Source organism: Phytoamicus setariae, from assembly GCF_016722925.1.
Taxonomy (GTDB): Bacteria; Pseudomonadota; Alphaproteobacteria; order Rhizobiales; family Rhizobiaceae; genus Rhizobium_E; species Rhizobium_E setariae.
Genome location: NZ_JAEQNC010000013.1, coordinates 55,129 through 67,336 on the forward strand (window position 1 = coordinate 55,129; position 12,208 = coordinate 67,336).

The following is a 12,208-nucleotide window of genomic DNA, read 5'->3' on the forward strand; positions in this document are numbered from 1 at the left end:
GGCTTGCACTTGACGACCCATGGCCTTTACCTTGAGGCAAAACGGTAAGGAATAGACCGAAGTGCTTGGCCGGATTCTGGTTTTCATAGGTGGTGTTCTGGTGGTCGCGCTTTTTGCCGCGCTGCTGGCCCCCTATTTCATCGACTGGACGGACTTCCGAAAGGACTTCGAGACCCAAGCAAGCCGGATCATCGGCAAGAAAGTCGTTGTGCACGGGTCAGTCGATGCGCGATTGCTGCCCTTCCCCATGGTGACGATGAACGACGTTCGCGTCGGAGAAACCGGCGGTGGCGAGGCGCTCGTTACCGCCGAGCGGTTCACGATGGAAACAGAACTCGCTCCCTTCCTGAGTGGCGAAGCCCTGATCTACAACATGCATATCGAAAATCCCAAGGTGAAGCTGCGCCTCACCGAGGACGGCACGTTCGACTGGGTCAAGACCGGAGTTCCGCAAATCCCTGCCTCGACCGTCGTGCTGGAGAAGGTGACGGTCAGCAACGGCGAAGTGCAGATTATCGATGAACAGACCGGCCACAACCGCCATGTGACCGGCCTCGACATGCAGCTTTCCGCCAAGACGCTGGCCGGCCCATGGAAAGTTTCGGGGGCCGGCGCCGTCGATGGGCAATCCGGCAGTTTCGTGATGAACACCAGCGTTCCTGAAAATGGGCGGATGTTTCTCAAACTTCGGCTTTTGCCGGAGGCTCCAGGCATCGTGGCTGAGCTGGATGGCTCACTTGGCCTCAAGAATTTCCGGCCCAACTATGCCGGCAGCTTTCGCATCCGGGAAAAATATCGCAGCGAGACCGCCGCCCAGGCAGAGGCCGAGGCCCAGTCCGCTGCCCCACGCATTTCCGGCGAGTTCGAACTGTTCAACGATCGTCTCCGGATTGGAAAATACGAATTCCAGATGGGCAATCCGGCCGACCCCTATATTGTGACCGGCGAAGCGACCATCGATGCCGGACGCCAACCCGATTTCCTGCTTACCGCAGTAGGCCAGCAGATAGACTTGGGCCGGCTGGGGGCCAACCCGGAAGCAACGGGCGACAACCAGCAAACAGTGATTCCGTTCAGAGATCGGCTGAATGCACTGCTGACGCTCGCCGCCGATGTTCCCATTCCGCCAATGCCGGGTAAGGCCGACATCCGCCTTCCGGCGCTGATCGCCGGCGATACCGTCATCCGCGAGATCAGACTGTCGATGCGGCCGGACCGCAACGGTTGGCTGGTGGACGACGCAGAAGCGCAGCTACCCGGCCGCACCGTGCTGAACGCCAAAGGCAAGCTGACGCTCGCTGCAAGCCAATCCTTTGAAGGCGAGCTGTTGCTTGCCTCGCGCCAACCGTCCGGATTTGCGGAATGGGTCACAGGCGCGGTACCGGAAACGGTGCGCAAGCTGAAGACTGCCGGGTTTTCCGCCAATGTCAGCCTGACGCCCGATCTCCAGCGCTTTGAAAACCTGGAAATTGCCTTCGGCCCGGCAACTCTGAAAGGCCGGCTCGAACACCAGATCTATGACGGCCAGGCGCCGTCGCTGTCAGCCGAGCTTTCCGGCAATGCCTTTGACCTCGACACGGTCATGGCGCTGGGCGGTCTGCTGACCGGCGAAGCCTCGCCGAAATCGCTCATTGACCACAGGATCGCAGCGCGGCTGAAGTTCGACAAATTCTCCGCCTTCGGCGTCCAGGCCGGGGATTTCAACACGACATTCACGCTTGCCGAGGGTGGAGTTTCCGCGGCACGGGTCTCGATTGGTGATTTCTACGGCGCTCGGGTCGAAGCAGAAGCCGGAATGGCCGGGCTCGGCGACAAGCCGGCGGGCAATGCCAAGATATCCGTCCAGGCTTCCGATGCGTCTGCATTGTTGGCGCTTGCGGCCGACAGGCTGCCTCCGCACCCCGCATTGCGGCGGCTTGCAGCCAGCGCGCCGTACTTCGCCGACAGCGACCTGATGCTGGAACTGGCGATTGGCAAGGGCGATTGGCCGGTCGAGGCAACCCTGACCGGCACCACCCATGGCAGCCAGCTGCAGGCAAAGCTGGCGGCTCAGTCGCTGCATCTCAGCGACCCGCAGGGCCTGTCGATCGATGCAAGCCTGAGCAACCCCGATGCCTGGGTCCTGCTTGGTCAGGCCGGGGTGCCTACGATACCTTTCGATGCGGATCAGGACGGCGTACTGAAACTGAAGGTAAACCAGCCGGAGGATGCAGATCCGCAGATCATGCTGGATTACACTTCAGGCACGACCACCATCCGCGTGGAAGGGCAATCGGCGCTCGATGCACAACACTTCCTCAACGGCTCCTACGCGCTGACGGTCGATAGTGGCGATCTCGCTCCCTACCTCATAATGTCCAGCATGACGCTCCCTCGCATCAGCGAAGGCCTTCCATTCGCTGCGACCGCCCATATCTATGCGGCGCCCGAGGCCGTGACGCTAGACAGCATCGATGGCGATGCCGATGGCAACGCCTTTTCCGGCATCGTCAGTTTCGATCGCAAACAGGGAAGCTCGTCCTTTGCCGGCAATCTCAAATTCAATTCGGTCGACCTTCTATGGTTGGCGGAGAGCGTCTACGGGCAGATTACCGATCCCTTGACCGGGGAATTGTCAGCACTTGCGGTGCCGAAGGTCACCGGCCTGCCCGCGGACGCCACCCTTGCCTTGTCTGCCAGAAAGTTCCAGCTTGGCAATCTCGGCGATGTAGATGATTTTCGCGGCACCCTTACCGCCCTGCCCGGCCGCGTAACGATTTCCGATTCATCAGGTGCGTTTTCGACCGGGCGTTTCAAGGGCAAGGTCGAGTTGGGCAACACCGACGGCAATGCATTCCTACGGGCGAGCCTCAACATCGACAATGCTGCCCTCAAAACCACCTTCTGGCAGTATGCGGGTGAACCCGCCATCTCGGCAAAGACGAACCTGGCTGTCGTCATCGACAGCACCGGAACCAGTCCGCAAGCCATGCTTGAAACCGCGACGGGCTCCGGCGCCATGCGCCTCAGCGACTTGAACATCCGTGGCCTCAACGATCATGCTCTCGGCGATGTCCTCGGTGCAGCGGACCTCGTCCAGGGTGACATATCCGAATCCACTGTCCGGCCGATTGTCGAACCGGCTCTCTTCAACGGTGCAATGCATTTGCAGTCGCTCGACATCCCCTTCACCATCACTGGTGCACGGCTGCGCGCCGACAAGATCAATGCGGAGAATGCCCGAGTATCGATCGACGCCCAGACCGGCCTGTCGCTGGAAGACGCCCAGATGGAGTCCCGGGTCGATCTGAAATTCAATCCGGGCGATCAGGCTCTGGCGGGTGCCGATCCCTTGGTGACGCTTGGCTGGACGGGACCACTCGTTGCTCCGGAACGATCGGTCGACATCACGCAGATGACCAGCTTCCTTTCACTGCGCAAGTTCGAGCAGGAGCGACGCCGGGTTGAAATACTGCAGGCGAAAATGGCAGAAAAACAGCGCCTTAGGCGTGAAACCGGACTCTATCGTGCAAGAGAGGCCGAGCGCCTGCGCTTGAAGGAAAAGGCCGCCGCCGAAGAAAGGCTGTTTCGCCAGGCACAGGAAAAGCGGGCCCAGATTGCCCGCCAGGAGGAGGAGGAGAGGCAAAAGAGCAAGCAGTTGAGGCTCGACAATCCGGCTGTCGACAACTTCGACTTCAGCGCGCCACTCCAGTAAATACAGAAACGCAACAAAAACAAAGCCCTAACAAGACAAACGGAATCAATCTCCGAAGGTTCCTGCTTATTTCTCGATTCATGCGAAGCTTTCATAGACACGCGTCTCCCCCTCACCAAGATCGTCCAGCCGATCGGCTATCCCTCTTGGGGTCGAACGATCCCCTCCCTCAGGGGGAGAGGTAAGGCGCCGCAAACGCGGCTGCCTCCCGTAATTTCTGCAAATCACACATCCGCCTTCAGCGTGCGCAGCACAAACACGCGCAGCGCCGAGGAAAGATTCATGCTTTCGTCGCGCGTCTCATCCACCGCGGCAATCAGGCTGGCCAATGATTGACCCCGCCGGTCCGCGATCGCCCGCAGCGCGCTATGGAACTCCTCCTCGAGGGAAAAGGAGGTCCGATGGCCGTGCAGCGTGGTCGAATATTTGCGGATCATCCAGTCACCCGATTTCACTCCGCTGCCAAGGCAGGCGGCTGTTTTTCGGTATCTTCGATAGCCGCCATCTCGCGGTCTATCCGCTCTTCTTCATGCGCATGCGGTTTACTGAGGCCGGCAAGCAGCAGGTAGGCGACCGGCGTGATGTAGAGCGTCACCAGCGTCGCCAGTCCCAGTCCGCCGACGATGACCCAGCCGAGCGCAATACGCGCCTCGGCGCCTGCTCCCGAGGCGAGAATGAGCGGTACGCCGCCAAGCACCGTGGCGATCATCGTCATCATGACCGGCCGCAGGCGAATGCGGCACGCATTGCGAATGGCGTCCCTCACGCTCTGGCCGTCGTCGCGCAACTGGTTGGCGAATTCGACGATCAGGATGCCGTTCTTGGCCATGATACCAACCAGCATCACCAATCCGATCTGGCTGTAGATATTGATACTCTGACCGGTCAGAAGCATCGCGAAGACCGCGCAAGCGAGGCCGAGTGGCACAGTCGACATGATAATGATGGCCGAGAGGAAGCTCTCAAACTGTGCTGCCAGCACCAGGAAGATGATGACCAGCGCAAACCCGAAGACAGCCGCCATGCCCGACGAATTGTCGTTAAGCGTCGCTGCTTCCGACAGCGGCAGGATGCTGACACCAGGCTGCAACGTGCTGTCACCGATTTGACGTGTCAGCGCCAGCGCATCGCCAAGCCCGAATCCGTCCTTGGGGATAGCGATGATGGAGACCGAGCGTGTCTGGTTTTCGCGCGCCAGCTGCGGCGGGATCGATCGCTCCTTGAGTGTCGCGACCGCCGACATTGGTACGAATTTTCCATCCTTGGCCTTGAGGAATATGTTTTCCAGATCCTGCGGGTCGTTGATGGGATTACCTGAAGAAACCAGCAGGATCGAAATACTGCGGCCCCCGATGTACACGTCGCCGATGCTTGTGCCGTCGAGAAGCGCCTGCAACGCGTCGGACAGACCGGCAATGTCGATGCCGATATCGGCCGCCTTCTCGCGATCGATATTGACCGATATCTGCGCCTGGGTCGGGTCGGCTTCGAGCCGGACGAGCTCGAACCGGCCGCTCGCATTGAGCCCGTCGATCATCTTGGCCGCGTTCTGGTAGAGCGTGTCGTAGTCGGTTCCGGTCAGTGCGAAATTGAGGCCACTGCCGGCGCCGCGAATGCCGAGACTGTTTGGCTGGACGACATTGGCCTGCAATGCGGGCGCAACCCGCAACGCCTTGCGTACATCGGCCGAGATCTCGGCTTGCGTCCGCACCCGTTTTTCCCACGGCGCCAGCGTCAACACCATGAAGCCGCTGTTGGAGGATCCCCCCTGCCCGCTGATCGTGAAGACGTTGACGATCTCGCCGCTGTCGATAAGAGGCGTCAGTTGCGCCTCGACCTTGCGCAGCTGCTCCTCCGTGTATGCCAGGCTCGTGCCCTGCGGCGTCTGGGCACGGACCATGATGATTGAGCGATCCTCCTGCGGAGTCAGTTCCTGGCCGAGAGAAAAGAAGGTGACGACCGCGGCAAATGAAATCAGCACCGAGGCCGCGATCACGATTCCCGGCACAGCGAGCAGAACGCCAAGTGATTTCTCGTAGGCCTTGGCAAAGGCGCGGCCGAACATTGCCAGCAATCCCCGGTCTTCAGCTTCGATATCGTGCTCGCCGATCATCCGTGACGCCAGCATGGGGCAAAGCGTCAGCGCCACCACCCCCGACAACAACACCGATATGGCCAAGGCAAAACCGAATTCGCGGAACAGTCCCCCCGCCTGTCCTGGCAGGAACGCCAGCGGTACGAAGACTGCCGCAAGCGTGATCGTGGTCGCCACGACCGCGAAGAAGACCTGGGTGGTTCCGATAACGGCGGCAGCGCGCGGCCCCATGCCCTGTGAGCGGTATCGCACGATGTTTTCCAGCACAACGATGGCATCGTCGACCACCATGCCGGTAGCCAGCACGATCGCCAGCAAAGTCAGGATATTGATGGAAAATCCGGCGAGATAGATCGCCGCCAACGCGCCGATCAACGCCACCGGCATGGTGATCGTCGGGATAAGAGTGGCCCGCAGGCTGCGCAGGAACAGGTAGATGACCGCGATGACAATGACGACGGCGAGTATCAGCGACACCACAACCTCGTGAATGGCGCCACGGATGAAATTTGCATCGTCGCTGGTGACACGAACCTGCATGCCCTCCGGCAGGGTTTTGGAAAGTGTATCGACGGCGGCACGGATGCCCTTGGAGATATCGAGCGTGTTGGATTGTGCCTGCCGGATGATGCCCAGCCCCACCCCGGAAATGCCGTTGGAGCGCATGGACGAGGTGCCGTCTTCCGCGCCAAGCGTAACATCGGCAACGTCTCCAAGCCGCACCTTGCCGTCGACGACAACGGCCATGAATTGCTCGGGCGTGGTGATATCCGATGTCGCCCGTACCACGATGTCAGTCGTCGCACTTTCTATAGAGCCTGCCGGCACATCCAGCGCGGCGGTGGAAAGCGCAGTTTTCAGGTTTGCCACCGTCAGCCCACGGCTGGCAAGCTTGGCCTGATTGACATCGATGCGGAAAGCTTTCTGCTTTTCGCCGAAATACTGAACGTCGGCAACCCCGTCGACCGCGGCCAGCCGGGACTCGATGTTGTCCTCGACGTAAACAGTCAGGTCTTCCGCCTTCATTGTCGATGACGTGACGGCAAGCCGCATCACGGGCTGGGAATCGGCATCCGCCTTGATGATCCTCGGCGCCTCGGCATCGTCGGGCAATGTATTGGTGACACGGCTCAGCGCATCGCGTACGTCAGCGGCAGCCGTAGCCAGATCGGTGGTGTCGGAAAATTCGAGCGTTACCCGGCTGTTGCCGAACGACGACGACGACGAAACGGATTTCAGGCCGGTAACCCGGGCGACCGCCCCCTCGATGACGTCGGTCACTTCCCGGTCGATGGTTTCCGGTGCGGCGCCTTCGAGAACAGTGCGGACGGTAATGACAGGTTGATCTACGGACGGAAGCTCGCGCACCTCGATGCCGCGAAAGGCCGCAAGACCGGCAACCACGATCAATGCATTGAGCACCAGCGCCAGAATTGGCCGGCGCACGAACAGGGAGGCGGAAAACGCGCCCTGCAGTTTGGAGGCCGCGCTCATTGGGCTGCTGCCTTGTTGGCATCGGCGACCTTGTCAGCGGCCTCCTTCTCGCCAAAGATCTTGACAGTGGCGCCGTTGCTCAGACGCTGCAGCCCCTCGGTGACGATCATGTCGCCCGGCTTGATTGCCGCGTCCACCAGCACCTTGTCCGGGTTGCGCTCGATGACGCTGGCAGCCACTCGCTCGACCTTGTGATCCTTGACGCGCCAGACATAGGAGCCGCTGCTGTCCCATTGGATGGCAAGCGGATCAACGGCAGGCCAGGTGTCGCCCCCAAGGTTCAGCACCACCTCGAAGGATTGGCCAGCGCGCAACTGATCATTCTCGTTGGGAATTTCAGCCTGGATGTGCAAGGTCCGGCTTGCGGCATCGATACGATTGTCGATCGCCGAAATCGTACCCGAGTAGACTTCGCCGGGCCGCGCAATCGGATTGGCCTGCACCGTCATGCCTTCCCGAATGAGGCCGGTAAACCGCTCCGGCACCCAGAAATCCACCAGCAGGCGCGAGCGGTCATCGATGGTAACGATGGCGGAACTGAAGGTCACATAATCGCCGACCGAGAAATTCACGATACCGGCAATGCCGGTCACCGGCGAAAGGACCGCCCGTCGCGCCAGGTTGAGTTCGGCTTCTGCCACCGCCAGCCGCGCGGTGTCGACGGCCCTCTCGGCGATATCGTAATCGGCACGGGAAATAATCTTCTTGAGATCCTCGCTTCGACGCAGGATCGATTTCGCCCCTTCCAGGATCACCTTTGCCTTGGAAACCGCAATCTTTTCGACATCGTCGTCAAGCCGCGCAATAACGTCGCCCGCCTTGACCTTCTGTCCCGGTCGGATCCGCAATTCACTGATTTGCCCGGAAACTAGTGGCGTGACCGCGACGGAACGGATGGCATCTCCATCGCCGATCGCCTTCAGCCGGTCATTGACCTTGCCATCCGAAGCGGGCTTGACGACGACGACCAGCGGCCCGGAAGCATTCTGCCCACGACGGCTATTGTTGCCCGGTCCGGCGTCCGGCACCTCGCGGGCGACCACCGACACGATCGCTTCCGGAATGCCGATCTTACGCGCAAACGTGGCGGATCCCGGCATGAAATGCAGCAGGATCAGTGCACCGACAACGAAGAAAACAAATCCGGTTAGCAATTGGGTGACAAAGCGCATCAAGTAACTCCGTCCAAGGTCATGGATTCTCTCCCCCTATGTGCTTATCTGAGATATGGTTGCCAGCGGCAAGTTTCCGTTTGCCACATGGACGAATTGTAATGTAATCGTGAACGGAGATTGCGAACAAACCGTGACCAGGCTTTGCCAAAAATTGCCGAATCATACAAGGAACTCCCTATGATGAACGGCTTTGACGATATTCCCTTCTTCGATGAAGAGCCCACCGCCCGCCCGGCAAAGCCTGATCCCGCACCGGAGCGGCCTCAGGCTGGCGCAATTCCCAGTGGACTGGCAGCGCGCGCGATGGCCGCGCGCCAGGCTTCGGCCCCACGGCCCACTTATCTGGATGGCCTGAACCCCGAACAGTTGCGTGCTGTCGAGACGCTCGATGGCCCGGTTCTGGTGCTGGCGGGCGCCGGCACCGGCAAGACGCGCGTGCTCACCACCCGCATCGCCCACATCCTCGCGACTGGCCGGGCATTTCCAAGCCAGATCCTTGCGGTCACCTTCACCAACAAGGCGGCCCGCGAAATGCGCGAGCGCATCACTCATCTGGCCGGTGAAGCGGTCGAGGGCATGCCCTGGCTCGGCACCTTCCATTCGATCGGCGTGAAATTTCTGCGCCGCCACGCCGAGCTCGTCTCGTTGCGGTCCGACTTCAGCATTCTCGACACCGACGACGTGATCCGGCTGCTCAAGCAGTTGATCCAGGCCGAAGGCCTCGACGATAAGCGCTGGCCGGCGCGCCAGTTCGCCCAGATGATCGACGGCTGGAAGAACAAGGGCCTGGACCCAAACCAGATTCCGGAAGGCGATGCCCGCGCGTTCGGCAACGGCAAGGGCCGCGAGCTCTACACCGCCTACCAGAACCGGCTGATCGGGCTGAATGCCTGCGATTTCGGCGACCTGCTGCAGCATCCGATCCGCATCCTCAAGAACAATCCGGATATCCTCGCAGACTACCAGAACCGCTTCCGCTACATTCTCGTCGACGAGTACCAGGACACTAACACAGCACAGTACATGTGGCTCAGGCTCTTGGCGCAGCGGCCGAAAGGTAAGAACCCCTCCCCAACCCATCCCCACAAGGGGGCGGGGCTCGACGCTCCGAGCACGGCGACAGGTCGAAATACACGGCTTGCTGATGACGACTTCCCCGGGAGCGACCCACAGGTTAGCTCCCTCCCCCTTGTGGGGAGGGTTGGGGAGGGGTCTTCCTCCCATGTCAACATCTGCTGCGTCGGCGACGACGACCAGGCGATCTATGGGTGGCGCGGCGCCGACATCGACAACATCCTGCGCTTCGAGAAGGATTTTCCCGGCGCCACCGTCATCCGTCTGGAGTGCAACTATCGCTCGACCGCGCATATTCTTGGTGCCTCGGGCCACCTGATCGCCCACAACGAGGGCCGGCTCGGCAAGACGCTGTTCACCGAGCGCGCCGATCCCGACGACGAAAAGGTGCAGGTGCATGCCTCGTGGGATTCCGAGGAGGAAGCCCGCGGCATCGGTGAGGAAATCGAGCAGCTGCAGCGGCAAAAACACCCGCTCAACAACATGGCGATCCTGGTCCGCGCGTCCTTCCAGATGCGCGAATTCGAAGACCGGTTCGTTACGCTCGGACTGAACTACCGTGTCATCGGCGGCCCGCGCTTTTACGAGCGGCAGGAAATCCGCGATGCGATGGCCTATTTCCGACTGGTCTGCCAACCCGCCGACGATCTCGCTTTTGAGCGGATCATCAACACACCCAAGCGCGGCCTGGGCGACACGACAGTTCGCCATCTGCACGATTATGCCCGCGCCCGCGACATTCCGATGCTGGCCGCGGCCGGCGACATGGTCGAAACCGAGGAGCTGAAGCCCAAGGCGCGCAAGTCTCTCTACGACGTGGTGGTGAACTTCAAGCGCTGGAGCCAACTGCTTGAATCGACTCCGCATACCGAGCTTGCTGAACAGATACTTGAAGAGAGCGGCTATACCGACATGTGGAAGGCCGACAAGTCGGCCGAAGCGCCGGGCCGGCTCGACAACCTCAAGGAACTGATCCGCTCGATGGAGCAGTTCGAGTCGATGCGCGGCTTTCTCGAGCACGTCTCGCTGGTCATGGATGCCGAGCAGAACGAGAACATGGACGCGGTGTCGATCATGACACTGCATTCGGCCAAGGGGCTGGAATTCGACACCGTCTTCCTGCCCGGCTGGGAAGAAGGCCTGTTTCCCCACCAGCGCGCGCTGGACGAAGGCGGCCGCAACGGGCTTGAGGAAGAGCGGCGGCTGGCCTATGTCGGGCTCACCCGCGCCAAGAAACGTCTGCACATCTGGTTCGTCTCCAACCGCCGCATCCACGGCCTCTGGCAGTCGACCATTCCGTCGCGCTTTCTCGACGAATTACCCGAGGACCATGTCGAGGTCGCCGAAGTCGAACAGTCCTATGGCGGTTACGGCCGCAACCAGTATGGCCAATCGCGTTTCGACAAGCAGGAGCCGTTCTCTTCGGGCTACTCTTCGCCCGGCTGGCAGCGCGCCCAGGCCAACAAGACCGACGCCACCCGCAACAACTGGGGCAACCGCTCCGGCCATCAGGTAGAGCGTATCGGCTATGGCGAAGCAGGCCCGACCGGCCGCGTCATCCAGGGCGAACTGGTGGCCAAATCCAAGGTCGACACCCCCTCGGCCTTCTCCGTCGGCGACCGGGTGTTCCACATCAAGTTCGGCAACGGCAACATCGCGGGCATCGAAGGCAACAAACTGACGATCGATTTCGACCGTGCAGGCCAGAAGCGGGTGCTGGACGGGTTTGTCGAGAAGGTATGAGGCGACTGCGATGGCCCGGACGGCTCCGGGTTCCAAAGCTATCGTATGTCGCGGTGCCCCCTAATGACTGCCGAGAGCGGATTGCCGCTCCCAGCATCTCAGGCGCCAATTGGGAAGTGCAATCCTAGCGGGGCAAGAGCCCCTGGCTCTGATCATATTTCGCCGAAGCGGCAACGAGTGCGTCAAAATCGCTCGAACACAGGTAGGGCTTTAGTGCATCGAACTTCGCCTTCTCCCATTCGTAGATGCCCAAAGCGACCAAGGAATCGACCGTCGCTGAAGGAAAACGCTGGCGGATGGGCGCTGCCGGATTGCCAGCCACGATCGTGTAGGGCGCAACATCTTTCGTGACGATCGCTCCAGAGGCAACCACCGCGCCTTCACCGATAGTAATCCCCGGCATGATCATGGCCCGCATGCCAATCCATGCTCCGCTGCCGATGATCGTGTCCCCTTTCCCGAGATAGGCATCAAGAATGACCTCGGCGAACGGGTAAAGACTGAACCAGTCCGTCCGATGGGTGTGATTTCCGCCCATAAGGATAACCGCTTCGGCACCGATGCAGACATAATCGCCGATATAGAGCTGATCGATAGGCCATTGCGGCTCCCAAGCATCGAGGCTGTATTCATCGCCATAGAGATAACGAACAACGCTATCTTCGAATGAGCCGGTCCACGCATTGCTGTAATAGCTGTTGTTTCCCCGAACGTGGATGTTGGGATTTTTTACCGTCTCATGGAGAAGTTCGACTTTGGACCAGTGCTTGTCTTGAGCGTTTTGAAGAGACAATTCAGTTATGTTTCCCTGTTTAGGCCATTCGAAACGGAAGCAGTGATTCTCAGGCAAATTAGAGACCACAAATATCAGCTGCCACAAAATGCGAAAAGGCTCGAAACCGGATCTCGACTGTCCGGTAACGCCAGGCAAAT

At 60.4% G+C, this 12,208-nt stretch carries 6 protein-coding genes; 2 read left to right on the plus strand and 4 right to left on the minus strand.

The features are described from left to right. The first annotated feature begins 61 nt into the window (after positions 1 to 61). Positions 62 to 3,694: an AsmA family protein gene (locus JJB09_RS20625; protein WP_201662805.1), complete on the plus strand. Its 3,633-nt coding sequence runs from the start codon at positions 62 to 64 to the stop codon at positions 3,692 to 3,694. Between the two features lie 224 nt (positions 3,695 to 3,918). On the opposite strand, the gene JJB09_RS20630 is transcribed toward JJB09_RS20625, so the two are convergent. The 3 genes from JJB09_RS20630 to JJB09_RS20640 are packed head-to-tail and all read right to left on the minus strand — an operon-like array spanning position 3,919 to position 8,455. After that, positions 3,919 to 4,131, minus strand: a complete 213-nt coding sequence (locus JJB09_RS20630; protein ID WP_201662808.1) for a ribbon-helix-helix domain-containing protein — start codon at positions 4,129 to 4,131, stop codon at positions 3,919 to 3,921. A gap of 14 nt (positions 4,132 to 4,145) precedes the next feature. Continuing rightward, positions 4,146 to 7,283 carry an efflux RND transporter permease subunit gene (locus JJB09_RS20635; RefSeq protein ID WP_201662811.1) on the minus strand — a complete coding sequence of 1,046 codons (3,138 nt, stop codon included), beginning with the start codon at positions 7,281 to 7,283 and terminating at the stop codon, positions 4,146 to 4,148. Next, positions 7,280 to 8,455, minus strand: a complete 1,176-nt coding sequence (locus tag JJB09_RS20640) for an efflux RND transporter periplasmic adaptor subunit (RefSeq protein ID WP_201662814.1) — start codon at positions 8,453 to 8,455, stop codon at positions 7,280 to 7,282. The genes JJB09_RS20635 and JJB09_RS20640 overlap by 4 nt, the downstream gene beginning before the upstream one ends. 180 nt (positions 8,456 to 8,635) lie before the next feature. Between JJB09_RS20640 and JJB09_RS20645 the strand changes: the two genes are divergently transcribed. After that, entirely contained in the window at positions 8,636 to 11,275 is a 2,640-nt protein-coding gene (locus JJB09_RS20645) for an ATP-dependent helicase (protein WP_201662817.1), read from the plus strand. A 124-nt stretch (positions 11,276 to 11,399) separates the two neighbouring features. On the opposite strand, the gene JJB09_RS20650 is transcribed toward JJB09_RS20645, so the two are convergent. After that, positions 11,400 to 12,206 (minus strand): CatB-related O-acetyltransferase, encoded by an 807-nt coding sequence (locus JJB09_RS20650; RefSeq protein WP_246748835.1) that lies wholly within the window; start codon positions 12,204 to 12,206, stop codon positions 11,400 to 11,402. Between the last annotated feature and the right edge of the window lie 2 nt (positions 12,207 to 12,208).